This window comes from Chryseobacterium sp. AC417 (assembly GCF_979258215.1).
In genome coordinates this window covers 467820-494606 of sequence record NZ_OZ409845.1, presented here as the reverse complement: position 1 = coordinate 494606, position 26787 = coordinate 467820, and the positions used below count along the sequence as shown (strand labels likewise).

At 34.4% G+C, this 26787-nt stretch carries 16 protein-coding genes and 2 pseudogenes; 8 read left to right on the top strand and 10 right to left on the bottom strand.

Translation table 11 applies throughout. The annotated features are described in order from the left end of the window. Positions 1-18: 18 nt before the first annotated feature. From ACZZ9T_RS02355 to DarG, 3 genes are read right to left on the bottom strand one after another with little or no spacing between them, the layout of a single operon-like run. Entirely contained in the window at positions 19-1071 is a 1053-nt protein-coding gene (locus ACZZ9T_RS02355) for a hypothetical protein (protein ID WP_463440757.1), read from the bottom strand. Between the two features lie 42 nt (positions 1072-1113). Further along, positions 1114-2109 carry a BtrH-related acyltransferase DarH gene (gene darH / locus ACZZ9T_RS02350; RefSeq protein WP_463440756.1) on the bottom strand — a complete coding sequence of 332 codons (996 nt, stop codon included), beginning with the start codon at positions 2107-2109 and terminating at the stop codon, positions 1114-1116. After that, positions 2109-2513, bottom strand: coding sequence for a flexirubin biosynthesis protein DarG (gene DarG / locus ACZZ9T_RS02345; RefSeq protein ID WP_463440755.1), 405 nt, complete (start codon positions 2511-2513; stop codon positions 2109-2111). The genes darH and DarG overlap by 1 nt, the downstream gene beginning before the upstream one ends. A 379-nt stretch (positions 2514-2892) precedes the next feature. On the opposite strand from DarG, the gene ACZZ9T_RS02340 reads away from it, so the two are divergent. The 3 genes from ACZZ9T_RS02340 to ACZZ9T_RS02330 all read left to right on the top strand — a co-directional run bounded on the left by ACZZ9T_RS02340 (position 2893) and on the right by ACZZ9T_RS02330 (position 8603). Beyond that, a complete protein-coding gene (locus ACZZ9T_RS02340; RefSeq protein ID WP_463440754.1) occupies positions 2893-5805 on the top strand; it encodes a M16 family metallopeptidase in 2913 nt (970 codons plus the stop codon). Between the two features lie 187 nt (positions 5806-5992). Continuing rightward, the gene (gene dcm, locus ACZZ9T_RS02335; RefSeq protein ID WP_463440753.1) at positions 5993-7468 is read left to right on the top strand and encodes a DNA (cytosine-5-)-methyltransferase; all 1476 of its coding nucleotides are present in this window, start codon (positions 5993-5995) and stop codon (positions 7466-7468) included. Positions 7469-7472: 4 nt separating this feature from the next. Beyond that, positions 7473-8603 (top strand): HNH endonuclease, encoded by a 1131-nt coding sequence (locus ACZZ9T_RS02330; protein ID WP_463440752.1) that lies wholly within the window; start codon positions 7473-7475, stop codon positions 8601-8603. 259 nt (positions 8604-8862) lie between these two features. On the opposite strand, the gene ACZZ9T_RS02325 is transcribed toward ACZZ9T_RS02330, so the two are convergent. The 7 genes and pseudogenes from ACZZ9T_RS02325 to ACZZ9T_RS02295 form a co-directional block, all read right to left on the bottom strand. Next, positions 8863-9132 carry a hypothetical protein gene (locus ACZZ9T_RS02325; RefSeq protein WP_463429802.1) on the bottom strand — a complete coding sequence of 90 codons (270 nt, stop codon included), beginning with the start codon at positions 9130-9132 and terminating at the stop codon, positions 8863-8865. Between the two features lie 401 nt (positions 9133-9533). Further along, positions 9534-9977, bottom strand: coding sequence for an ABC transporter permease (locus ACZZ9T_RS02320; RefSeq protein ID WP_463429801.1), 444 nt, complete (start codon positions 9975-9977; stop codon positions 9534-9536). Positions 9978-10031: 54 nt separating this feature from the next. Beyond that, positions 10032-10463, bottom strand: a complete 432-nt coding sequence (locus tag ACZZ9T_RS02315; RefSeq protein ID WP_463440751.1) for a hypothetical protein — start codon at positions 10461-10463, stop codon at positions 10032-10034. After that, positions 10463-11601, bottom strand: a pseudogene (darB, locus tag ACZZ9T_RS02310) (dialkylresorcinol biosynthesis protein DarB). Before darB ends, ACZZ9T_RS02315 begins: the two are co-directional and overlap by 1 nt. Before the next feature lie 2 nt (positions 11602-11603). Further along, positions 11604-12518 carry a dialkylrecorsinol condensing enzyme DarA gene (locus ACZZ9T_RS02305; protein ID WP_463440750.1) on the bottom strand — a complete coding sequence of 305 codons (915 nt, stop codon included), beginning with the start codon at positions 12516-12518 and terminating at the stop codon, positions 11604-11606. Between the two features lie 42 nt (positions 12519-12560). Further along, positions 12561-13166, bottom strand: a complete 606-nt coding sequence (locus ACZZ9T_RS02300) for a hypothetical protein (protein ID WP_463440749.1) — start codon at positions 13164-13166, stop codon at positions 12561-12563. Further along, entirely contained in the window at positions 13163-16213 is a 3051-nt protein-coding gene (locus ACZZ9T_RS02295) for an MMPL family transporter (RefSeq protein WP_463440748.1), read from the bottom strand. Before ACZZ9T_RS02295 ends, ACZZ9T_RS02300 begins: the two co-directional genes overlap by 4 nt. Positions 16214-16314: 101 nt before the next feature. Here ACZZ9T_RS02295 and ACZZ9T_RS02290 point away from each other — a divergent pair, with 101 nt between their 5' ends. The 5 genes and pseudogenes from ACZZ9T_RS02290 (at position 16315) to topA (ending at position 26726) form a co-directional block, all read left to right on the top strand. Continuing rightward, positions 16315-17403, top strand: a complete 1089-nt coding sequence (locus ACZZ9T_RS02290; protein ID WP_463440747.1) for a hypothetical protein — start codon at positions 16315-16317, stop codon at positions 17401-17403. A 3-nt stretch (positions 17404-17406) separates the two neighbouring features. Next, the gene (locus ACZZ9T_RS02285; RefSeq protein ID WP_463440746.1) at positions 17407-18546 is read left to right on the top strand and encodes an EpsG family protein; all 1140 of its coding nucleotides are present in this window, start codon (positions 17407-17409) and stop codon (positions 18544-18546) included. Positions 18547-19377: 831 nt separating this feature from the next. Then, on the top strand, positions 19378-22788 hold the full coding sequence (locus ACZZ9T_RS02280; RefSeq protein WP_463440745.1) for a T9SS type A sorting domain-containing protein: 3411 nt from the start codon (positions 19378-19380) through the stop codon (positions 22786-22788). Positions 22789-22952: 164 nt separating this feature from the next. Further along, positions 22953-24107, top strand: a complete 1155-nt coding sequence (locus tag ACZZ9T_RS02275) for a hypothetical protein (RefSeq protein WP_463440744.1) — start codon at positions 22953-22955, stop codon at positions 24105-24107. Positions 24108-24156: 49 nt separating this feature from the next. Next, a pseudogene (topA, locus tag ACZZ9T_RS02270) lies at positions 24157-26726 on the top strand (type I DNA topoisomerase). Positions 26727-26787: the final 61 nt, after the last annotated feature.

Below are 26787 nucleotides of genomic sequence, written 5' to 3'. Positions count from 1 at the left end.
TTGGTTTCCTAAACGTCTTTACCAATTTGATTCTTCATCATATTCAAGTAATTCTCGTCCAAATCCTAATTTTTCTAAATCTCCTTTTTTAAATTCGCTTTGAATTTGTTTAATTAAATCGTCATAAATTGTATTGTAATTTATAAGCACAGCTTTATAGACATATTTTTTATTTGAAGGTGGCCAAGCTGGTTTATTGATGTAAGTATTATTCTGTTCTATATATTTCAAAATCGTTAACGCATTCTCATTTTTATATGCAGCTACAGCTCTCGAAAAATATAATACATCATCAAATATATTCTCTTCTTCTAAAAGTTTACCTTTTATTTTTTGTTTAAAATAGTCCTCTAAAATTGGAAAAAATCTGACATTTGGAAACTTTTCAATGCTTCTAAAAATCCACGTTATACAATATTCATTTTTAATATTTTGATTGAAAACCTCGTAAAGCAAATTTACATCTTCTTTCTTTTTAAATTTACTTAAAGCAAAACAAGCAGATAATTGTTCTCCGGACTTATCACTTTTTAATCCTGCTCTTTTTTTAATCAAATGATAATATTTTTCATTTGGATTAATATTGTGAATCATCCAAGTAGAAGTTTCTAAATAAGGATGCTCCATCAAGACTTTTTCTACCAAATACTTTTTTTGAATCGGAGATAAACCATTTTCATCATGAGCTTTTCTAATCATTAAATCTGAAACATAAAACTTATCTACAGCATCTTCATGATACCACCAGCTTACTTTTGCCGTGTCACTCAAATGGTTTATTAATAAATCAAAATATTCAGGCTTTTCTTGATTAACAATTGTTCTATATGCTATAATTCTTAATAATGGATTGTTTGCATCCATTAATTTTATTAGTTCTTCGTTTGTTGCATTTTTCTCGATAAAGTTTCTTGCAATCGTATCATTGGAAGGAAGTGATTTTTCCTTTAATAACCTTTTTAAAGAAGGTCTCAATTCAGCTCGAAAGTCAGAAATATCGTATTTATACTTTTCTTCTTTACACGACGTAAAGAAAATAGAAAATATAATTATTTGATATAATGTTTTCATCAATTTCTACATCGCCTTCTTAGAAAATTTACACTGACAAGTTTAAATCGCTTTTCTTAATTTCTTATAAAAAGCTTCCTCCAAGTCGGCAATATGCAGCATCGATTTTGAAAGCTGATTGTAAATATCGCTTTTTGAATTTCTATTTTTATAAACGCGGGCAATATCCACGGCAAAGTCTCTCCAAAGATCACCAATCATCGTGATTTCTTTTGATAATTCTTTTAGTTCATCGTTTTTAAGAATCACAGCTGCCTCCTGCAAAAAAGCCCCATAAATAAACCTGAAACCTCCGCCGCCGGTACCAATTTCCTCCTGCATTCTGATGAGTTGTCCCAGATAATGGTTGGTCACTTTCGTGCCTTTCTTCTCCGCCCATTTCGGGATGCTTTTTGCAACCCAACGCATCGCTTTTACACCAATAATGGGAACTGGAGCGAGCATATTTTTACAGGTATCTTTGATTCCTTTTCTGATGGCTTCTTCAAGATTCACATTTTCCGGAATGTGTGTCGGGAAATACATATGACCTTTCGGAGCGAGTGCACCTTTGGCGTACCGTACTTTTTCAAGTTCAGCTTCTGATAAAGTTGTCGCAAAATCCATCACAGGGTCGCTGATGAGGAATTTTCCGTCTTCTTTTCCATAAACCACAAGATTATGGGCGTTGAAATGGAATTTGTATTCTTCAGGAAAATAAGTGAGGTTGAAAACCCCGACCTGCAAACCTGTTGGGATATTTTGTTCTAAATTTTTCTCTAAAGCTTTTTGGGCTTCCTCAGGATTTGAGAATTTTTGTCTTTTGATTTTAATACCTAAACGCTTTGCCGCTTTGCTGAAAATAGCTCCGGGCATTGGGCGGTAACTGAAACCCGGGGAAAAATTTACTTTTAAGAATGGCAGATACACAAAAAATAATCCGGACCCGATCCCGAAAATCATTGGCTCACTTAGCTTTAAACCTCTGTTGAGAAGTAAATTGGAAGCAACACCGTTTTCACAATGGGCTGTCTGATGGTGTTCAAAATTCAATTTCATTATTTGCCGTCGAAGTTTTTTAGTTCATTTACCGAAATTCCAAAAGTGTCGGCATATTTTTGTAAAGTAGAGTCGCTGAGCTTTTTAAATATTTTCGGTTTTGCGTGTCTTTTGACCGTCCATTGCCATTTCCCGACATACGCCGCCAAAACCTGGAAATCCATTTTATTCAGTTCCATAAAATAGATGATTGGGCTTACGATGTTGTTGGCAACGCTTTGTTTTGCTTCTTCAATTCTTTCATTAATGAGCTCCATCGATTCGTCCAAAGCTGCTTTTTTGGCGTCCCATCCGATGCTGTTGGCGGTGGTGTAGTTATCGTTTTCATCAGTTACATATAACAGTTCGGTCATATTTGCTGATTGTAGGCTACTTTCGTCTTGAGGAAGATTTTGTTTTTTCATTCGGAAAATGCTGTTTCATTGAGTTGGCTAAATTAGTAAAAATGAAAGGATAATTTAATGAAAACTTCAGCTATAAAAATGAATAACAAATTCTTTTTCCAAAGAGAAAGCTTACAGGTCTATCAGATCTTCCATTTGATTTAAATCCTAATAAATTATAAAACTGGTGGGTGATCCAGATTGCTTACGGCAAAATTTGCCCTGATCACTTTCGTATTCATAATTAATTTTTTAAATGATTAATGATACCATAACTTGCAAATTTTATTCCGTGCAGCTCTAAAAATGATATTTCATGAGTCATTTTATATCTGTCTGTAACAAAACCGATACAATCTTATACTAATCATTATACTTATAATGATTTATTAATTCTACTATGAAGAAAATTTTTATTTCACTTTCATTCTTTTTCATGATCAATGCAGCAGCACAGAAATTTGAAACGCAAACTGCGACCGATAGTCAAGGTTATACGTACGAAACTGTGAAAAATGATCGGGCGGGAGTGAGAGTCTATACTTTAAAAAACGGGTTGAAAGTATATCTCGCAAAGAACGACGATGCTCCGAGAATCCAGACGTATGTACCGGTAAGAACCGGTTCCAATAACGATCCAAGTGATAATACAGGATTGGCTCACTATCTTGAGCACATGGTTTTTAAGGGAACTTCACATCTGGGAACTCAGGATTGGGCAAAAGAGAAAGTTTTATTACAGCAGATTTCTGATCTTTACGAACAGCACAAAGCAGAAAAAGATCCTGAAAAGAAAAAATTACTTTACAAAAAAATCGATGAGGTTTCTCAGGAAGCTTCAAAATTTGCAATTGCCAATGAATATGACAAGGCAATTTCATCTTTGGGAGCTACAGGAACTAATGCTCATACCTGGCTGGATGAAACGGTTTACAAAAATAATATCCCTGCCAATGAGCTTGAAAAATGGTTAAAAATAGAAAAAGAACGTTTCTCAGAATTGGTTCTTCGTCTTTTCCATACAGAATTGGAAGCTGTTTATGAAGAATTCAACAGAGCACAGGATAACGACAGCCGCTTGGTAAACTATGCTTTAATGGAAGCTCTTTTCCCAAAACATCCAAACGGTCAGCAAACTACAATCGGTACATCAGAACATTTGAAAAGCCCTTCAATGGTGGCGATCCACAAATATTTTGACACGTATTATGTGCCAAATAATATGGCAGTAGTTTTGGTTGGAGATTTAGATTTCGACAAAACGATAAAATTAGTTGATCAATATTTCGGGACGTTCAAATACAAAGAACTTCCGATGAAAAAAATGGTTTCTGAAGAACCGATGACTCAGGTTGTAAGCAGAACTGTGAAAAGTCCGTCTGCACCAAGAATGACGATGGCTTGGAGATCAGATTCTTATGGTACTAAAGATGCAAGATTAGCAAGCATGGTTGGCGAAATCTTAAGCAATAGCGGAGATGCAGGTTTAATTGATTTAAACATCAGCCAGAAGCAAAAAGTTTTAAGCGCAGGAGCTTATGAATCTCCTTATAAAACGTATGGCGCATTTACATTATACGTGGTTCCGAAAGACGGACAGAGTTTTGATGAAGCTAAAAAATTGTTGTTGGGACAGTTAGATTTAGTTAAAAAAGGTCAATTCCCTGATTGGATGCTGAAAGCTATTGTCAACGATATGAAAGTTCAGAGAATGAAAGGCTGGGAAACTGCTGACGGTCTTGCAACCACGTTGTATGGAGCTTACATTAACGAAAGAACCTGGCAGGAAGAACTAGACGAGATCAATGAGTATGAGAAAATCACCAAAGCAGATATTGTAAAATTTGCCAATGAGTTTTTTAAAGATAATTACGCTGTCGTTTACAAAGAAAAAGGAGTGAATGATAAACTGGTACGTGTACAAAACCCGGCAATTACGCCTATTAAACTAAACAGAGATGTACAGTCTCCTTTTCTTAAAGATATTTTAGGTGCAAAAGCGGGTGATATCAAACCTCAGTTTGTTGATTACAAAACGGCTATTGCTACATCAGAAATCAAAGACAAAAAAGTAAGTTTCGTTAAAAACAACTATAACGAAGTAGCGCAGGTAAATTATATCTTCCCTTTTGGTACAGATAACGATAAAGAATTGAGTTTGGCGGTGAGCGTCCTTCAATATTTAGGAACTGATAAATACACACCGGAACAGTTAAAAGAAGAATTTTACAAGCTCGGAATCTCAAACAATTTCAGAACTTCAAATGATCAAACCATTATTACCCTAAGCGGACTGGAAAGCAATATGAAGAAAGGAGTTGAACTTCTGAACCATTGGCTAACCAATGCAAAAGCGGATAAAGCAATCTACGATCAGACTGTAAAAACAATTTTAGAATCTAGAGAAGTTGCTAAAAAAGATAAAGGGAGAATCATGGCGGCACTTTCCAATTATGCGAAATATGGTAAAGATTCAAGAATGACGGATATTATTTCTAAGCAACGTCTGGAAAGCATTAATGTCAACGAATTAATTTCAAAAATCAAAACGTTAAACCAATATCCTTACGAGTTATTTCTGTACGGACAAGATCAAAGCGGTCTTGAGAAAGCTGTAAAACCTTTCGTTGCCAACACCAAACTGCAGCCTGCAAAAGCTAAAATATATGCAGAACCGGCTACTGAAGGAAAAGTGTATTTTACAGGGTACGATATGGTACAGATGGAAATGGCAAAGGTTGCTAAAGGTACCAATGTGAACTTAGCAGATTTCGGAAAAGCCAATGTATTTAATGAATACTTCGGGCGTGGTCTGTCTTCTATCGTGTTCCAGGAGATCAGAGAAAGTAAGTCTTTGGCATATTCTGCGTACGTTTCTTTTGCCAATGCGAACGAAAAAGATCATCCGAACTATGTGACCAACTACATCGGAACTCAGGCAAATAAATTACCTCTTGCTGTCAATGCGATGAATGATCTGATGGCAGATTTCCCGCAAGTTCCGGCTCAGTTTGAGAATTCAAAAGGTTCTGCCTTGAAGCAGATTGCCTCAAACAGAATCAACAGAACCAATATTTTCTACAACCAGATGGCACTGAAAAAGCTGGGTGTTGATTACGACATCAGAAAAGATATTTATGCAGAGATTCAGACATTAAGTTTGCCACAACTGACAAGCTTCTACAACGCTGAAATCAAACCATTAAAATACAACACCGCCATCATCGGGAAAAAAGAAAACCTGAATATGGAATCGATCAACAAGATGGGAGAATTCAAAGAAGTGACCCTGGAAGAAATCTTCGGATATTAATTTTCATTTAATATAAATTGTTTGAAGTGAGGCAGAAATGTCTCACTTTTTTTGATGAATTACTAAGGTTCTAAATTTATAGGGTTTGAAAAATTTATTGTCAAAGAAAACTCAAAGAAAATGTTGCAAGACAAAATAGGATTCCATATTTTTGGACAAAATTAGTCCAAAATAAAAAAGACAAAATATGCAAATTACATTTGGAGAATATATTAAACAAAGAAGAACTGAATTAGGTTTTCCACTTCGCAAAGTTGCTTCTCATATCGATATTGATCCATCGACACTTGGAAAAATAGAAAAAGACGAACGCCAACTAAATATAGAACAGCTAGATAATCTTTGTCAAATATTACAAGCAGACAAAAGTATTCTTTTAAATTACCATTACTCTACTCGAATTTTTGACGAGTTAAAAGGTTATCCAAAATATCAAGATGTTTTAAATATTGTTAATGACCAATTGACACAATATTTAACCAAACAAACTTCAATAAAATTTGACAAAGACTGGAGAGAAAAAGAATTTTCAAACCCCAATGCAACAATAAAAATTGGAACAATGTTCTCAGGTATTGGTGCTATTGAATATGGATTGAAAAGACTAAATCTCAAGTCAGAAATACAGTTTGCTTGTGATAATGATAATTTTGTAAAACAAAGTTATTTTGCAAATTATGAAATTGCAGAAAGTAATTGGTACAATGATGTTCACGACATTGACGGTAAGAAATACAAAGGAAAATTAGATTTATTAGTTGGTGGAAGTCCTTGTCAATCATTTTCAATGGTCGGAAAGCGTAGAGGTTTTGAAGACACAAGAGGAACTTTATTTTATGAATTCGCAAGAGTTGTGAAAGAAAGCGAACCTAATGTTTTCATTTTTGAAAACGTAAAAGGTCTAGTAAACCATGATGGAGGAAATACTTTTGAAACAATTAAAGCAACTTTTAACGAACTTGGATATAAATATTTTTATCAAGTTTTAAACGCCAAAAATTACGGAATGCCACAACACAGAGAACGAATTTTTGTTGTAGGATTCAAAGATAAAAAAGCAGAATTTACTTTCCCTGAACCAATTGATTTGGAATACAAAATGCAAGATTTTTTAGAGGATTTTACAGACAGTAAATATTATCTCAAGGAAAAAGGAGTGAAATTTGTAACTAGTTCAAAAAATAGAAACAAACGTTATACTCAAATAAATGGAGAAATTGCACTTTGTCAGAAAGCAAATCAACAATTTAATTGGCACGGAGATTTTGTGTTTGAACAAGGAGAAAGCGAATTTGACGAATTTATTTTTGACGTAAATGACGTAGAAGAAAAATATTATTTATCTGATAAAGTTCGTGATTACGTTTTGAGTAGTGGAACGAAAACCTTTAAAACTTCAGTAAAAACAGACCTTGAAGTAGCGAGACCACTTTTGCAAAGTATGCACAAAATGCACAGAGCTGGAGTTGACAATTACGTTACACACACAGGAAAAATCAGAAAGTTAACACCAAAAGAATGTTTGCGTTTAATGGGATTTCGTGACGATTTTGCACAGGTAGTAAGCGATACTCAAATGTATAGACAAGCAGGAAACAGCATTGTTGTTGATGTTCTTATTGCATTACTTAAACAAATGGACATCACTAAATACGCAAAATAATTTTATGACAGAATATCAAAGAATTAAAATTGATAACATCGAATACAATATTATCGATGCGATACAAGATTTTAGAGCTGAAGACAGTTTTATCCATCGTTCAAATAAGTTAGCACAATTTGATGGTAATGGAGAAAGTAAAAAACACGTAGGAACTTACAATGGTGAACTTGGTCAAAGAATTTCAAATTTCTTTGAATATTCTACTTGGGGTTTAGAACATTTTGACAAAGAAAAGAAACGAAAAACTATAAACTCTGCTAGAGAAAGTGGTGCTATAATTCAAGAAAATACTTGTTTTTTTAGTAAAACAAACTTGCTAAAATATCTTGACGATGCTAAAGCCGAATATTATGCACAAGAGCAAATTTATCATAATGATATAAGTGTATATTACAATGAAAGGTCTCAAGAAGTACAAAATATTGAAACTGAACATATTCCGTTTTCAATTTATGATGCTTCTGATAATTTATCACAACGACAAAACAGAGGTTACATTAGGTCAGATGATAGCATTTGGAAACTTTGGAGAGAATTAATTCTGCCGAAAATAAGTTACCTCTCAATCTTAAAATTAGTTCCCGTTGTTCCAACAGGAGAGAACCATAGACCAATATTCTACTTTAGAATTTTATTAGATTACCAATTTAGAACTTTTGTTCATCCAAGTGCTTTACAATTAATTGAAGAAATTTCAGTTGTTAATATTCCTGAACTCGAAGAAATTAAAAAATCATATAGAATTGGTCAAGAAAGGTATAGAAGAGCGGTTATTGAATATATGCCTCAATGTCCTTTTTCAAAAATTACAGATGAGAGGCTTTTAATTGCAAGCCATATTAAGCCATATAGCGTTTGTATTAAGGAAAAAAGAGATGACCAAGCTTTAGATTACCTAAATGGACTTGCACTTTCGCCAACTTACGATAGACTTTTTGACCAAGGTTATATTACATTTTTAGACAGCGGAGAATTAATTTGTGGCACACAGTTAAGTGCATACACGTGGGATAAACTTAATATTAATCCAACTGCAAAAAATAAAATGCGAATTTTTCCTGAAAGCAGAGAAAGTTATTTGGACTATCACAGAAAACATGTATTTCAAGATGACATAAATGACTTAACATAAAAAATACGCTTAGCTAAAGTTTAAAAAATGACATTATTAGTGCTAATTTGGAAAAGTTTGAATTTATAATAACTTAATTTGAAGTATATGTATCTAAATTCTTCTTTGTGCAAGCCTTCCAAAAAATATCGTCTTTCCTAAAAATGTGAAATTTAATAAAATTTAATCTTAAACAATACAAATTGCAGAGGTAAAAACAACATTGTTAACCACGGTTTGGGTGGGAAAGTGGAAGACATTCTACTCTAGGTCAGAAAAATTACTTTCTTCTTTTATACTTTAAATGAACCAGCAGATACACCTCGTCTTTTTCGATGTCTTTGCACCACGTACGTTCAGTTACCAAGGCATTTTCGTACAGATAAAGATCTTCCATATTGTTGACGTATTCTAATCTTTCAGAAGTCTTGTATTTAAAAAATGAAATCAAATTTACCTCATCGCCAACTGCAGGAGCAATAGGAAATTCCACAGAATTTTCAAACTCAAATTCAATGTCGTATGAATAGAATCTTACTTTTACGCTCATATTATTATTTTGTTCAAATATATTGAAAATAAAAAGGTTTTGTGGTGTTGCTTCGTCAGTTCAAGTGTTTTTCAAAATCTACTCAAATGGATGGTGTAAAATTTAATCATTAGTTATCATTATTCTTCTTTTTTCTCATTATGGTAATTGAAGAATAAATAAACAACAAAATTGTAATTGAGATTGCTAAAATTAGTTTTATGAGTGTTTGAGAAGGTATTTTGTGACTACTTCCTAGAATCATGAAAGTATAAAATACAAGAATTAAGAGAAACACTATTGAGATTAATCTTACTATTTTTAAATAAAGGACTGCTTTATTAATCATTAAAAACTTTTTAAGCCAAACGTAAATTTAAAAGCCAACTCAAAAAGTCAGCTTTTATATTTAAAGTAAATGTTTAAGATGTAAGCTCCTGAATAAAAAGACTAATCTCCGTGCGAATCAACAATTGATCATCTAAAAATGTTTCGCAGAAAATCTGGCAGATGTTTTCGTATTTGGAAATTAAAGAAGCTTTTGAAATGATTTTATCACCGACTTTCGGTAAGGCAAAAATCTCAATTTTTTTGATATTGGTGATAAAGCCAATCACTTTAGTATCTGACTCAGGATTTGAAAAAAAACTTTGCCCAAGAATAGAAGATGAGGTTTGTGCCGAATGTTCGATAAGACCGGCTTCTACAAAATGATTATTGTGAACAAAAATATTGTCTGAAGTAATTTCAAAAGAAGTGATTACCTTTTCCGGAGTAAGCTCCAGAATATAATCAGCCATCAGCATCGGTTCGCGATGTGGTAAAAAATGGTGAATATTGATAATATTTTGTTCTTCCAATCCCATTAAGAAAGTTTAAAATCAATTTGCTTCCCAGCTTAAGGAAACAAATTGACTTTATTATTTTACGACCGTTTTCATCTGAGATTTTGCGATCACAGTATTATTGATTGTAGTAATGATTTCCACTAAGGTTACGCCCAACATTTCATTCAGAATCGTTGCTTCGGTTATCAGTTGGTCTCCAACTTTTGGAAGTGCATCTGTTTCAAAAGATTTGATCGCTCCGATGTAACCTGTTGGAGCTGGTTTTCCAAGCAAAAAATATTTATAACCTGTATGTAAAGCCACAGTTTGAGCCTGATGTTCAATCAAACCGGATGCCTGGAAAATCCCATCACTGACAAAAATATTATCTTCCTTGATGTCGAATCCTGAGATTACGTGGCTTTCAGAATATTCTGAAACTTCACCTACCATCACAAAAGGAAATTTCTGCGGGATCAGGCTTTCTACAAAACTTTGATCAGAATTTGGTAAGGTGACTTCCATTAGCAAACTGTTAGTAAAGCACATGAATAAGCAAATCTTCCGCTTTCCGGTACACAAAGAAGAATTCTTTCGCCTTTTTTAAGATTGCCTGAATTCATCAATTGTTCAACAGCAATGAAAATAGATCCTGCGCCTACATTTCCGACTTCAGAAAGATTGTAGAACCATTTTTCCCAAGGGAAGTCTAATCCAACGTTGGCAAATTCTTCTTTTAAACCTTCTTTGAAGTAACCGGAAGAAATATGCGCCAAAACATGATCGATAGAATCCGGGTCAAGTTGATGTTTGTCAAAAGATGATCTCAAACTTTCTGCACCTTTCACCAGAATGTATTTATCAAGAATCTTAGTGTCTTGTTTTAATGCAAAAATCGATTGGTTCAGCCATTCTTCAGCAGGATATTCTGCCCATGATTTTAAGCTTCCGTCTTCCTGCTTTTCACAACCGGAATACATACAAGCTTCAATTTCGTGAGCATAAGAGTAGAAATCAATCCATTCTATTTTTAGAGAAATTTCATTTTCTCTTGGTTTTGGCTCCAGTAAAAATGCAGAAGCACCATCAGAAAGCATCCATCTCAAAAATTCTCTTTTAAAAGCTACGATGGGTCTCTCTCCAGAAGTTTCAGATTTTCTGCTTCATGATTGAATTTATCTGCGGTCATCCATGCAGACATTCTTTCAGAACCTACACAAACTGCATTATCTTTAATTCCTGCTTTGATATTCAGAAAACCATAGTTCAAGGCATTCATACCCGAATTACAAAGTCCTGTTGAGGTATTGATCTCTACAGATTTTCCGATATTTAGTTCGCCATGCACCATGGATGAGTGAGATGGCTGAATCTGGTCTGCAGAAGAGGTTCCGCAAGACAGAAGCTGCATATCTTCTTTTTTGAATTGATCGTCAAAAAGACCTTCTACTGCTTTTGCCGTGATCTGAGCATTGGTATGCGTAGGCTTCCCGTTTTTATCTAAAGCGTAATATCTTGTTTTGATCTTGTTGTTCCTCAGAATTAAAGCTCTCGCTTTAGAAGGTGTATTATTTACCAGGCCAAGATAGCTTTCCATTTCGTCATTCGAAACCGGCTCATTGGGTAAATATGTTGAAGCTTTTGTTATAAATACGTCGTACATTTCTATTTTAAATTAATTCCTTGTAAATATTTTTTCTGTTTCTGCCTTTTAGACCATAAAACAGGAGATAATAATAAATGAAAAACCAATACGATTGGTGAAATTATCCAGATTGCTGCCATCAAATATACTTTAAAGAATTTAATCAGCAAAGGTCGTTTTTCTTTTTTCTTGATAATCAGGTTGCTCCAGACAGTGAAGATTTTGTTTCCGACTTTCTCTACACGCACAAGAAAAGGTCTGATTTCAACGGCTCCGTTTTTTACCAGATCTGGCTGAAGATTTGCGAAATCATTATTCTCAAAATGATTTTCGATAATCTTTCCGTATTTACCCGCACCGTTTATTTCTTCATCCGAGACTCCTGCTGCAGGAAGTAATCCTGTTTTTTCTTTTTGTCCGGTCGTCAGCCAACGAAGAATGGTCAAAACGCTGGTGTAATTATCGTGTCTGTCTACCAAAGCGATGTTTCCGATCAGTTTGGCATTCATATTTTTTAAATAAACTTTTAATTTTTCCTGAGAAAGCATCCACATATTTCTGGTTCCTGAAACAGTCACTATTGGTGTGTCTTTTAATAAACTTTCCGCATAACCACTTTTCAGAAAAGAAATAATAGGAATCGACGGCGTCAAATACCAAACCTGATATCCAAAGAGAATCAGATCATATTTTTTATTCAGCACATTTTCCGGTGGCGGAAGAATCTCGCTCGGAATCTGCAAATAAGATTCTGGGAAAGTATTGAAAAATACATCACTCGACCACGGAAAAGGGAAGTCTTCTTTCAGCTGAATGTTGTAATACGTTACATTGTATTCGTCTATTTTATCTTCAAACGGCTGGGCGATATTTTTCATAATATCTCCCAATTGGCCTGTCTGAGTATAATATATAACAAGTACGTTTTTATGCATTAGGATTTTTTATAGTTTACAAAAATATGCTTTTTACATTTATTATGCGATTCTGAACACTTTTATAGATTCAGAAGTGTACACTAAGTTAAATGTAGAATTTACAAAGCCTGGATTTTCTACAGCTAAGAAAATAATTGTTTTTGGAAGCTGGGTAATGGTATCAACCTTAAAATTTGGATCTGAAATCAAAAGAACATCAATGTTTTTGGTGATTTCAGAAGTTTTTTTGATATACCGGATCTTCCTCCTTTTTACAAGGTAATTATTTTCTGCAATCTGTCTTTTTTCTTCATTTTTAATTATTGAGAAAACTCTTCTTCCCGCTTGCTGAAGCGTAAGCAAAATATCTTTCTGCCCAAAATCGTCTGCAATATGTAAAATTGTTGCGTCTTTTGGGATATGTTTATTCACCTCAAAATAAGCAGATTTGTTTCGTGCAAAATCTTGCTTAACTTCTTGTACGACTTCGGTTTCCTTATAAAGAAAACTTAAAAACAATTTCTTTTTAAAATAATTTTCATCTTCAATCTCATTTCTAAGCTTGGTAAATTCATTTCTAAAATAGGTGTTGATATTTTTAGCCCTTTCTTTATAAGTTGTTCCAAATGTCAAATCATCTTTGCTGATTCTGTTTCCAATTTTCACGATAATGTTTCCGTCATAGATGATGAAATCGCCTTTTGGTAAAACTTCAGAATTCCCGTGAATATAAACTGGTAAAATATCCAGACCAAATTCTTCTGCCAGATAAAATGCACCTTTGTGAAAACGGTTGATATCATTGGTGTAAGATCTTTCAGCTTCCGGAAAAACAACAGAGAATATCCTTGGTCAATTTTTTCTTTTAATTTTTCTTTACCGTTTTCGATGCCTTGAGAAACAGGATAAAAACCCAGAGCTTTCACCAGCTTGCCGAAAACCGGAGAATCGTAAACCCAATCGTTCACGAGATAAACAATTTTGTGAGTAGCCATTGCAATCGCCAAAGTATCCAGAAACGAAGTGTGATTGGCAATAATGATTGCAGGAGTGCTGAAATCTTCTTTAGGATTTCTCATCACTTTTTTCTTTACAAATGGGTTTCCGTACAGAACTGAAGTTAAAAATTTAGCTAAAATCAATTTGATAACATCTAAAGTTTTCCCTTTGGAATTTTTCACAAAAATGCTTCCGATCACTGAAAAGATCAATCCGCCCAAACCATAATAAATAAAGAGAATTACTGAATGTAAAAACAGCATGAACGTAATGGGTGACAAACCTTTTTTAGTTCGATTGATAATTAAAAATCTGAACCAAAACGGATATAAAGTGGAGGTAATAATAATCACCGACAGCATTCCGATTAAAGCGACGAGAGCCAAAGAATGTAAAGCAGGATGTTTTGCAAAAATCAGAGAGCCGATGGAAAGAATTGTAGTAAAAACCGCCAAAATAATGGAAATTCTATAAGTAGGAAGTTCATTTTTTCCTGTCGTATGTTCCTTTTGCATAGCTTTTGTCAGGAAAATACTGAAGTCGTCACCAACTCCAAAAACCAATGTACAGACAACGGTGCTGAAAATATTGAGTTCTAATCCGAAAAAATAGAGAAGTCCTGCTGTAACAACGCCTGTGAGAACAATCGGGAACATAGTGAGAAGCGTAAGCTCAAAATTTCTGAAGAAAATAATAATTGTAAAAAGAATGGCCAATAAAGAATAATTGATCAATGTAGTAAAATCTCTTTTCAGCAAGCCTAAAAAGTTCTCGTTCATTTGCTGGCGGTCAATCGCAATCGCATCGTGCCTCTTTTCAATGTCTTTGATGAAAGCATCACGTTTGGATTCGTCTACTTTTACAACATTCGAAGCGGTATAAAAGCCATTTTCCTGACTGAGGAATTCTGAGATTTGAAGCGCATTTATTGTAGAATAATCTTTTAAGCTTAAAGTGGGGTAGCTTTTATTCAAATTTTCATTAAACTGATCAAAAGCCGAAGCATTGAATCCGAATTTATTTCCATGACTGACCAATTCGGAAATGGTTTGGTTTTTCTTCTTCTCGTTCCAGAAGTTTTGCCAGATTTCTATTTTTTTCTGCTGATCTTTTTCAGAGAGCACAACATTACCTATAGAATTATAGCTTAAAATTTTTCCGTCTTTTTTTTCTTTCTCTAAGAAACTACTTAATTGAGAATTTCTTGTTAAAGCTTCTTCTTCTGAATTTCCATAAGAAATAGTATAAATGGATTTTGAAGTCATGTCGGACAGTTTTTCCAGCTTGGCTTCACTTATCTTGAGATCTTTCGGAATATAATTGAGATCGCCGATATTTTCATTAAAACCAACGTGACGAAATCCAAACAAACACGCGATAATTACAAGCGAACAACCGATAATCAAAGGTTTGTTTTTCTCGTAAGGATAATGCCCGATCTTATCAATGAAATTAGTATTTACTTTCTCCTTTTCTTCTTTCGGATGATACAATTGCGGTACAATAATTAGTGCCAAAACAGACGAAAACAAAACCGTAATCGATGCAAAGAGCCCCAAATCTTTCAACGCTTCAGAACGTACAAAAACCAGGCATAAAAATGAAACCGCCGTCGTAGCACTGCTCAGAACAATCGGTTGGGTGATATCTTTATAAAGCTCTTCAATATTGTTGTTGTGCTTGTAATGCGTGAGTATATGTAAAGCATAATCAATCGTAATCCCGACTAAAATGGCTGCTACACTCAGAGAAATGGCTGAAATTTTATCTTTGACAAAATACAAAACCAACAAAGCGAGCAGAACCGAAAATAAGGTTGGAAGAAAAATTATAAGCGGAGTGAAGAAGCTTCTAAAATAATAAATCAACAAGATCAAAAGCAATGTCATAGAAATAATAACCGTATTCTGAATGTCTTTCTTGATCTGCTTCGCATTCGCAACCGCAATCACCGGCGAACCAAAATAGCTCAGCTCGGTTTTTCCTATGAATTCTTTGTTGAGGCCGTCTTTTATTTCATTGAGCTGATTGACGAAAACTTCATTGTTTTTGGTGTCGTTGCTTTTATTTTGGGGTTCGATGAAAAGAAGAAGGTTTTGCCCATCTTTGGTTACAACGTAATTGTCTTCAAGTTTAAAATCTTTACTGATGTTTAAAGCGTTCAGCTTTTTGATTCCTAAAAAAGTAATTCCCAGCGGATCTTTTTTAATAAACTCTTTCGTGACCAGACTTGTAGGCGAAACCAAAGAAATGTAATTGTTCTCAACCTGTTTGGCAATGCTGTCTTTGTCGAGTTTTCTTTCAATTTCCTGATAATCGTTTTCATCTAAAAACAAGGGCAGATTCTGATTGACAAAATCAAAGGTTTCGGAAATCTCGTTATCATTTACTTTTCCCTGGATTGATGCAATGTATTTCTCTAAAGGTTTTGTTTTTTCTAAAAATTGATCAGCCGTTTCAGATAACTGGAAATTGTCATCTTTTGATTTCTTTTCGATGATAACGATGATTTTATCTGAAAAATTGAGTTGTTTCAGAACTTTCGCAGTCAGATCAGATTTTTTACTTTTCGGAATAATCTGATTAATATCTTCTTCAAAATTAATTTTAGAAGCAAAAAATAGGCACACTGCGGCAATTCCTAAAGCTGCTGCAATAGAAATGATTCTGTTTTTGGCAATCAGATAATATAAAAAAATGAAAAAGCGATGCATGAGATTCTCAGATCAAGTTTGCAAATTTAAATTTTTATGAATAGATTAAAACATTTGTAGGATAACTTTTAACTGAAAATCAATAAAATATTCTATTTAGAATGAAAAAATCTTTTACTTTTGCAAAAGTTCCTTTTCTTCAGCTTATTATAAAACACAACATTATTCTAAAACCAGGAACTTCTACTATGTTGAGAATTTTTGATGAAAAATTAAACGGATTTCTATTTGTAGTAATTTTCCCATTTCTGCTGTTTTTCATGTCATATTATGGCTTCGAATCTTCATATGTGAAACTAAAATCGATGGAGAAAGCTCCAGATTTTATGTTTACATCGGTATATGCCTATCGTGTAATTCCGAATTTTCTGATGGTGAATGTGACGGAAATTTTAGATTTTCTCATTAAAAATTATTTTGAATCCTTTAAAACTGTACTTCTGAAAAACGGAACGGTGTTTTACCACAGTATTTTTCTCATCAACAGCTTCTTTTTTGTTCTGTCATCTGTTGTTTTAAATGCTGTTTTAAAATTTAAACCCGTTGAATTGCTGTTGAATTCAGATTTAAAAAGGATCGTTCATCTTTTGGGTGTGTTTTTTATGGTCATTGTGCAGTATGTTCCTACAAATTGTGACAGCATATCGATTTTCTTTTATTTACTTGGAATTTATTTTACTTTAAAATATTATCATTACAGAAAAATTTCAGACTTTATTTTCTTATGTTTTACGATTTTGGTTTCCACTTTTGTGCGAGAAACCTCCTGTTTGAATATTGCATTTTTTGCCTCAGTTTTTATTGATGTTAAAAAAATTAGAGAATGGAATTTTAAATACATAAAAGAAATTGTATTTCTTATTTTGTCTTTTGTAGTACCTTATGTTGGATTAAAAGTTATGATCCCTCAGGAAACTTCTTTTTTTGAAGGGGTTTATGTTGTTAAAAATTTTACCAGTCCGTTTAATCTTTTGGGATTGTTGTTTGGTGCGCTGGGTTTGTATTTTACTTTCACACTTTGTGATGATCACAGAAAACGAATTTTAAAAAAATATCTCTTTTTTTCATTGCCTTATCTTGGGATGATTACTCTTGTAGGGCTTTTCTGGGAAACAAGACTCTTTCTCCCGCTGATCCTTTCGGGAATGGTTGTAGCTTTTCATCAGTTTAAAAATGCTTATACTATTTAAAAAATGAATTTACTACATCCATATTATATTATAGCGCTTATTTTTATACTCATTTTCAGTTTTCAGGAAGTGTATGGGAGAAAAGTAGAAAAAAAGTGGCTTTGGTTTTTGGCAGGTTATCTTATTGTAATTGCGGGTTTACGTAATCAGGTGGGGCCGGATTATGGTAGTTATATAGGTATTTACAATTATTCTGATACAAAAAGTTATACCAGTATTATTGCAAAGGCACTTTATCTGGATGGGCCAGAACCGGTAGAACTCGAGTGGCTGTTTGTTTTAATAAATAAGCTTTTGCTGAATGTATTCAATGCTCCGTTTTACATGTTGACATTGGTCATCGCAACGATAAGCATCATTCTGAAAATAGAGTATATTGATGATAATACTTTTTATCCTTTTACCTTCATTCTGTTTATGTTTATCCCGGGGTTTTTTATTGGGGAAAGTGGCCAGATCAGGCAATGTCTCGGTTCATTTATAGTTTATTATGGCATAAGATATATTAAACAAGGTAATCTATTCATGTATCTGCTGTGTATTTATTTGGGAGCAGGTATTCATAATGTATGTTATGTTTTTTTACCAATGTATTGGGTAGCCCGTATCCCATTAAATAAAACGTGGATGCTGATCTTTATTATTGCATCTGTTTTTGCTTCGCCATTTGAAGTGTACAGAGTTTTTGGTGATTTCATCAGTGGTATTGCCAATGATAATATGCTGGTCGAGGGGTTCAATGGTTATATTGATGAAACAGCTCAGCGTCTTAACGGGCAGATCGGTATTCCGGAGGCTATGATGGCAATTCTTACTTTCTTCCTTTTCTTTTTTGATACCCCCATGAAAGAAAAATATCCATACTACGAATATCATAGGAATTATGCGGTGATCGGGATCTGCTTTTATTTCATCTTCAGAAATAACCCCATCTTTTCTTCAAGACTGGCAGGTGCATTTATTGGTTTTTCTTATATAATTATACCAAATGCGATGTATGTGGTTTCTTTAGGAACTAAGAAATTAATTCACACATTCATTATTGCATTATTTGTCTTCAACTTTATTGTATTTGCAAGTTTTATGAATATTGTAAGAGGTAATTTTACTATAGATCGTTATCATAATTACTTACTTCCATAAATTTTAGTTAATCTTCTTCTGATCATAAATAAAATACACCATTGATGTTTGGAGTTTCTTATCTGCTTACTTCTTCTTTGTAGTACTGCAGCATATGACTAATTGCGGGTATTCGGATTGAATTTCGCCCCAAAACTAAAGATATCTATTTCAATATTTAATGATCAATCAGATATGAACAAAAAATATGCAGTTTAAGGATATGCATATTTTCGCTTATTTAGATAAATGTACCCGAAAGTGCATTTCGATTTCTCCTAAAGTGTACATCTTTCTTCATCTAAAAACTTCACCTTTGGTATAGGAAAAGCAAGTAACTTTTTCACGCAATATTAGCAATTAGCAATAATTGTATGTTGTTTAACGAGCGTTAATTATTATGAATTCATTCAATTTTATGGCTCATTTTGGGAATGAAGATTTTCAATTGTATGTTAAATCAGCATGATACAAGGTTGGAAGGATCGTTTTAGATTTTTTGCAATACAATGCAAGCAGAACTTCACTTGGGATTGTACTCTTCTTTTTGACTTTATTCCCGTCAATTAATTTTTTTTAACATTAAGAAAAATTGATCTGTCTCCTCATTTATTATTGGTGAAATAATGTATTTTTGTCTTTAATTTACGAAATCATATTTTTGTTAATTTTTAAAAAATTATAATTTATTTAGCAGTATATATGTTTTATGTGTTATTTATGTTCAATATAAATTGATTATCATTTGTTTTGGTGTAAATTCGTTTTGTCACAAAAAAACTAAGGGTTATTATTATGGAAAGTAAAATAATTAAGAATCTGATAGCAGTGTTTTGCTTAGTTTCTTTAAATATGTATTCTAAAGATAATTTAGAAAAAGAAAGAGGTTTTTTAAAAACTAAAGTTGAGATTCAGAATTTCCTGAAAAAAGATACTCTAGTTGAAATTTCTAGGCGTGCTGATGATAGATTGCAGAATCAGTCTCGTGTCGCTCTCCCTCCGGACTGGACGAAAGCACCTAATAGTTACATCTTTGATCCTGCTCAACATGGTGAAGGATTATTTATACCCGTAAAGAAAGCATATGAGATGTGGCGCAGTTATAAATACCTGGCAAGTGCCGGAACAATCAAAGGAAAAGTAACAGCAGACGTGCTTTGGGAAGATGTACATGGTCTTGTAAAAACTGGCTCAAACTACAGTTTAGAAATTGTAGATTCTGGTGAGAATGGCAAAATCAAAGTCATGATCAATAAATCCAAAAAAGGAAATGCGGTAGTCGCTTTCAGATTGAATGGTGAAATTTTCTGGTCATGGCATATTTGGGTGACAGACGATCCTACCAACGGATCTACTTACAAAAGTTTCACCGGAGTTAAAAGAGAAAGAAAAAATGGAACGATAGAGAATATTCCCGATGCAGAATGGCAGTGGATGGACAGAAACTTGGGAGCAATTACCAACAATAATACAGGCGGTAACTGGAACCGAAGCGGCGGGCTTCTGTATCAATGGGGGAGAAAAGATCCTATTCCGCCTTTGGTGATGAAAGGTGATGATTTTTATGAAGTTTCAGGTTCTATCGGAAGGGTGAGACACAGAGGTGCAAAAAATTTCACCAGTGCAATTAATTTTGACGTGCTTAGAAAATTTGTGTTGCTTTCTAATGCAACTTTAGATAATAACATTCAGCTGTCTGTTAAAAATCCGCTGAGTTTAATTTATGTGAATAAAGATGACAACTCAGGTCCGGCTTACTACAACAATAATGCGAATCTGATGCTTAATTGGTTTGGAAAATCTGTCGGTGTTAATGATAGCGTATTACCAGAACTTAATTTATGGTCTGATAATTCAAAAGGAATTTTGTCAGCAGATTACAATAATGATAACAGTGCTGCACCATACAGAGACAAATCTCCTTTCGATCCGTGCCCGAATGGCTGGAGAATCCCTTCAATGCTTGTAGCTAATCAGGCTTCGGGTACTTATGTGGATGATGTGAGAATAGATTATTCTCCTTTCGGAGTAAGAACAAATTTAGGCAAAAATACCTTTGAAGCTAATGGATATCACATCATTAAACCTAATGACAGTAATGTTTTTACCTCTATGACGGGTTTCAGGGTATATCCGAATATAGGTTTTGATTTATCCAACGTAGGCGGATATAATATGGGAGTTTTCCCCGGAACTGGACAATTATCTATCAATTCACAAGCAGGGCAGTATACCGATCAGCATCATACCGGACTTTGGACGGCAACCATGACGAGATTTTTTGATACGACACCGGCTGTTGCAGCAAGAGCGTTATTTATGCTTCCGGATAAATATCAGAATGATATACCTGATCCTGCAAATCCTCTTGTGAAAGGCAGATATTGGTATGTACCCACATCAACTGCCAAAACTTCTGATGCGAATGGTTGCAGATGTGTGAAAGATCCTTTGTATCAGATCAATGAATACGATTTCCCTACCCAATATTTTAATTCGAATGTAGAATATGTTGAAGGTTTGAATAATCCGAACACTTATCAGGTTGTAAAAAGCTCGGTTTTATCTACTTTGGAAATTCCGGTTTCGAAAGCATTTTCTGTTCAAAGTCAATTATTAAATAATCCTGCCATCTTAAATCCTTCAAGTTTTAATGATTTGAAAGCAAATGTTTTATGGACGACCAATACGAGCTTAATTAATACAGTTACCATAACAAATCCATCTCCCGGATCAACTTTGGGTCTTGCTAATTCTAAAATTGTAGTAACCTTAAACCCCAACCAAAGCGGAAATGCAGTAGTTACATTGCATAATGGTAATATAGCTAATCCGGTATATTGGTCATGGCATGTTTGGGTTACAGACACGGCAATTGAGTCTTATCATTATACAACAGAAACTCCAAATGCAGTAGCCACCAATTACGTAAACTATGTTCCAAAAGGTGATGTTTTAAAAACGGAATTTATGGATAGGAATCTTGGTGCAACTGATGCCTTTCCAATCGTTGCAAATCCTTTAACACCAACTGCTGCAGAATATGTTAAAATCAGAGCTTCCACAGGTCTGCAATATCAATGGGGAAGAAAAGATCCGATTCCTTCTTTCCAATATGCAGACACAAGAGCTTCTTATAACGTGTTTTTAGGAAATGTGAATTCAAACGGCGGAGTTGCTTACACCACACTTACTCCGGGTGCTTACAACAGTCTTCCCGGAAATTATATCGTTCCTTACGATATATATACCAATCCAACCAATGCTAACGTTTTGACATCAGATAAAACATCAGATAAAATAGCCAAAGTATTGTCTTATTCTGTTAAAAATCCTTTGGTATATATGATTCCGAGTTCGTTTGCTCCTTACAACAGCACAGTTCCAAATTATACAAACGGAACAGACTGGCTTCTCAACGAGCCTAATGTTGCTGCTGACCGATGGGGAAGAGGTGGAGAAAAATCTCCATTTGATCCTTGTCCTGAAGGATGGAGAATTCCTGATCTTACCGGTGTAGCAATTATTACCAACCGCGATTTCGGGATTTCACCTTGGTACAAAAAAGATAAAAATGTAGCAACATCATATAACTTAATCAACGAATATGCGGGTGTAAGAGTAAGAAATACAACGACGACGACCATTGGCTATATGTTCAATGATGCAAGCTATTCGACAGGAAATTATCCCAATTCCGGATCACGAGGTTTCAGAAGTGTAACAGCAAATCAGTCGGCAACAGGAACTTTTACAGCCAATAATTTCCAATATCCCGGAATCTGGACGGCCGCTTTGAATTCAAATTACATCGGCAGACCCATCAACATCCTTTTTGATGCTGCTTCCACTGCAAATCGATTGATTGCTTTCCATGATAACAATGATCCTTATTTCGGGATGAATTGCCGTTGTGTAAAAGTAAAATACGATCCGGATGGAAACGAAACAGGTCCTATCCCGGCAATTCCTGTAACAGCAGGACCATCAGTAAAAGCTTCTAATGTCTTTACTAAAAATGAAATTGCGGAAATTACCAAAGAAAATAAAATTACTTTGTTCCCAAATCCTGTGAAAGATGTTTTGTATATAAAGGCTACAGACAATAAAGATTATCATTATCAGATCTATAATGCATCGGGTCAGATGGTGAAATCTGGTAAATTTGAGAACACTCAGACCGACGTTTCTTCTCTGTTACAAGGTGTTTATCTTGTGAGAATCAATAATTCTGAAACGGTAGTGAAGATTATGAAAAAATAAACTGCAAAAAATAAATTTCTCTAATTCATTCATTAAAGAGAAACAAAATAGTGCTTAACTATTTGTAAATTCCTATTTTTGATTCCACAAAATCAACGGATTTACATCATATTTTAAGAGCTGTTTTGCTTCTCTTTTTTTTGTGAAATAAATCTGAGAAACTTATGATGATACGCAAGAAATTTTTATCTTTTTTAAATAATAAGGTTTTTATTTATGTAATGATCGTCGCAACAGCTCTGTTTGCGCTCACCTTCACCTATATCCACAATGCAAAATCAGACGGATATATTTTAGGAGACTGGCTTATTAATTATCAGGATGGCGGTTTCAAAAGAAGAGGGCTTTCCGGAAGTTTCTTTTTCCTTTTGCAGGATATTACAGGAATTAAACTCAATTTATTAGTCTACTTTTTTCAGGTGATCATCATTTCAGGTTTTTTTTGGTTTTATTTTAAACTGATACAATACAAAGGAGCCACATTTCTTTATCTCTCACTTTTGCTGTCTTCAATAGGATTTATAGGACTTTTCAATTGTGTAGATTATGTTGGTAAAAAAGAATTCATCGTTTTCTTTTTGTTTGCCTATTTTGTTTATCATTTAAGTAAAAATTCACTTTCAAAATCAAAAGAATATTGGGTTTGTGGCGGACTTTTTATTGCCATGTTTTTTCATGAAATCACCTTGTTCTTCATACCCTATTTTCTCATTGCATTATATTTAAAAACCGGAAACGCTGAGTTTAATAAATATTTAAAATACATAATTGTGGTTTTTGTTCCCGCCGCTTTCATTGCCCTTTTAGGAAAAAACATCAATGAAGGACAATCTCTGCAAATTTTACAGGAACGTGGAGTGGTTTTAACCAAAGGCATTTTCTTGTGGGATATCGATGAAAGACAATACATCATCCAACACTTTAAAGAATATCGATTATACTTCATCAGTTTTTTAATTTCAGTTTTTCATCTAGGGTTTTATTTAAAATATCAAACTAATAGAAAGATTACATCTATTTTATTATTAAGTGCATTTCTCTTCTCTTTACCACTGTTCTACTTAGCCATCGATTGGGGAAGATGGATGTACATTCACATGATATTCATCATCGTACTTTTCGCCATGCAGTTGAAGGACAGTAGAGATACCTCAACTTCTGAAGCCTCAGGATTTAATAAGAAATTTTACATCACCTTATTCATGATTATTTTGTCCTTACTATATCGTGTGGAAATGTCTGGAAGAGGCTTTACTTTTGAAGGTTTTTTCTACAGAATCTTCATTGCACCTCTAGAATTATTGAATAAAATGATATAAGTAAAAATTCATATAATAAAAAAGCTTTACTTTTGCAAAAATTTAGAGGATGTCGAAAAATTTAGTAATCGTCGAGTCTCCGGCAAAAGCAAAAACTATTCAGAAATATTTGGGGAAGGATTTCGAAGTCAAATCGAGCTTCGGGCACATCCGTGACCTTCCGAAAAAAGGAATGGGGATTGATCTTGCCACCTTCAGTCCGGATTACGAAGTTTCCGCCGATAAAAAGAAATTGGTAACAGAATTAAAGTCTGCCGTAAAGAAAGCCGAAATGGTTTGGCTCGCTTCCGATGAGGATCGTGAAGGAGAAGCTATCGCATGGCATTTGGCAGATGAATTAAAACTGAAACCCGAAAACAGAAAGAGAATCGTCTTTCACGAGATTACCAAAAATGCCATTCTTAAAGCAATTGAAAATCCCAGAGATATTGATCAGAATTTAGTCAACGCTCAACAGGCTAGAAGAGTTCTCGACAGAATCGTAGGTTTTGAAATGTCTCCGGTACTTTGGAAAAAAGTAAAACCGGGATTGTCTGCCGGAAGAGTACAGTCGGTTGCCGTACGATTAGTCGTTGAAAGAGAAAAGAGATCCGCCAGTTTACTCCGAAAGCAAGTTTCAAGCTAGACGGAGTTTTCTTAAATAAAGCTGAGCAGGAAATCGCTGCAAAACTGAAGAAAGATTTCGAAAAAGAAGAAGATGCAGAAAGATTCTTAGAATTAGCAAAAACTACAGAGTTCAAAGTTCTGAATGTTGAAACAAAACCGGGAACACGTTCAGCTTCTGCGCCGTTTACGACATCTACACTTCAGCAGGAAGCTTCTTCAAGATTGGGTTACAATGTGACCAATACCATGCGTTTGGCTCAGAGATTATACGAAGAAGGATTCATTACGTATATGAGAACAGATTCTGTAAACCTTTCTCAGGAAGCCATTGACGGAGCGAAAAATCAAATTACATCAGAATACGGAGCAGAATATTCTGCACCAAGAAAATATACCACCAAATCATCTTCTGCACAGGAAGCTCACGAAGCGATCCGTCCCACAGATTTTTCTGTAAAATCAATCGGTGATGTTCAGTTGAGCAAATTATATCAGCTTATTTACAGAAGAACACTGGCTTCTCAGATGGCAAATGCCAAAATTGAGAAAACAGTTATCGAAATTGGTAATGCAAAACTTCCGCAGCATTTTGAAGCGCAGGGTGAAGTGATCATTTTTGATGGTTTCTTAAAAGCTTACGGAATTGTAAAAACTGAAGACGAAGACGAAGAAAGCAACGAAAAATTATTACCGAAAGTAAAAGTAGGTGAAGTTTTAGACTATAAAAAAATTACTGCTACAGAAAAATTCACAAGACCAAGCGCACGATATACAGAAGCAGGTCTGGTCAAGAAACTGGAGGAACTGGGAATTGGTCGTCCGTCAACGTATGCACCGACCATTCAGACCATTCAGAATCGTGAGTATGTAGACAAAAGAGAACTGGAGCCGCAGACTCGTGAGGTGGTGAAGATCTCTTTAGCCAATGATAAAATTAAAAAAGAAGTTCTTGAAGATAAATTCGGGGGTGATAAAAATAAATTTATTCCTACCGATATTGGCGAAGTGGTGAACGACTTTTTAACAGACAATTTTGCAGAAATCCTTGATTATGGATTCACGGCAAGAGTAGAAGAAAGTTTTGACGAAATTGCGAACGGCGCTCAGAAATGGAAGGAAATGATGACCGATTTCTACTCAAAATTCCACCCGAGAATTGAAGATGTAGAAGAGAATGCAGACCGTGCGAACGGAGAGCGACTTTTAGGAGTAGATCCGAAATCTGGAAAAAACATTTACGCAAGGATCGGAAGATTCGGACCTATGATTCAGATTGGGGAGCAGGACGATGAAGAAAAGCCAATTTTCGCATCTTTGATGGCAGGACAGAATATTGCAACCATCGCTTTAGAAGACGCTTTAGAATTGTTCAAATTACCATTTGATTTAAATAATTTTGAAGATCAAACTGTGACCATTGGTGTCGGAAGATTCGGACCTTATGTGAAATGGGGCGAAACATACATCAGTATTCCAAAAGGTGAAGATCCGCTTTCTGTAGATCAAAAACGTGCAGAAGAAATCATTGCTGAAAAGAAATTAGCCGATGCGCCGATTGCCTCTTACAAAGGCGAGCCGATTACCAAAGGAACGGGCAGATTTGGTCCTTTTATCAAATATCAAAGCATCTTTATCAATGTTCCGAAACGATATGATTTTGAAAATCTTTCTCAAAATGATATCAACGAATTGGTAGAAGCTAAATTGGAAAAAGAAGCCAACAGATATATCCAACAGTGGGAAAAAGAGAAAATATCTCTTGAAAACGGGAGATGGGGACCTTTCATCAAATTTGGAAAAGCCATGTTCAAAATTCCAAAGAAAAAAGATGACACTAAATATGAAGCTGACGAGCTGAAAGAAGTTACTCTTGATGAGGTTAAAAAATGGATCACCGCACAGGATCCAAAAGCTTTTGCCGAGAAAAAGAAACCTGCTGCAAAAAAGCCAGCCGCTAAAAAAGCAACAACAGCGAAGAAAACTCCGGCGAAGAAGCCTGCTGCTAAGAAATAATTAGTTTTAAACTTAAAATATAAACCCCTTTTGATTTTAAAAGGGGTTTTGTTTTTGTAAA

Coding starts and splice junctions, on each gene's coding strand:
- ACZZ9T_RS02280 (WP_463440745.1), top strand. CDS start 19,378: ATGTATTCTAAAGATAATTTAGAAAAAGAAAGAGGTTTTTTAAAAACT.
- dcm (WP_463440753.1), top strand. CDS start 5,993: ATGCAAATTACATTTGGAGAATATATTAAACAAAGAAGAACTGAATTA.
- ACZZ9T_RS02305 (WP_463440750.1), bottom strand. CDS start 12,518: ATGCATAAAAACGTACTTGTTATATATTATACTCAGACAGGCCAATTG.
- ACZZ9T_RS02330 (WP_463440752.1), top strand. CDS start 7,473: ATGACAGAATATCAAAGAATTAAAATTGATAACATCGAATACAATATT.
- ACZZ9T_RS02295 (WP_463440748.1), bottom strand. CDS start 16,213: ATGCATCGCTTTTTCATTTTTTTATATTATCTGATTGCCAAAAACAGA.
- ACZZ9T_RS02340 (WP_463440754.1), top strand. CDS start 2,893: ATGAAGAAAATTTTTATTTCACTTTCATTCTTTTTCATGATCAATGCA.
- ACZZ9T_RS02315 (WP_463440751.1), bottom strand. CDS start 10,463: ATGGAAGTCACCTTACCAAATTCTGATCAAAGTTTTGTAGAAAGCCTG.
- ACZZ9T_RS02355 (WP_463440757.1), bottom strand. CDS start 1,071: ATGAAAACATTATATCAAATAATTATATTTTCTATTTTCTTTACGTCG.
- ACZZ9T_RS02290 (WP_463440747.1), top strand. CDS start 16,315: ATGAAAAAATCTTTTACTTTTGCAAAAGTTCCTTTTCTTCAGCTTATT.
- ACZZ9T_RS02325 (WP_463429802.1), bottom strand. CDS start 9,132: ATGAGCGTAAAAGTAAGATTCTATTCATACGACATTGAATTTGAGTTT.
- ACZZ9T_RS02275 (WP_463440744.1), top strand. CDS start 22,953: ATGATGATACGCAAGAAATTTTTATCTTTTTTAAATAATAAGGTTTTT.
- ACZZ9T_RS02285 (WP_463440746.1), top strand. CDS start 17,407: ATGAATTTACTACATCCATATTATATTATAGCGCTTATTTTTATACTC.
- darH (WP_463440756.1), bottom strand. CDS start 2,109: ATGAAATTGAATTTTGAACACCATCAGACAGCCCATTGTGAAAACGGT.
- ACZZ9T_RS02320 (WP_463429801.1), bottom strand. CDS start 9,977: ATGGGATTGGAAGAACAAAATATTATCAATATTCACCATTTTTTACCA.
- DarG (WP_463440755.1), bottom strand. CDS start 2,513: ATGAAAAAACAAAATCTTCCTCAAGACGAAAGTAGCCTACAATCAGCA.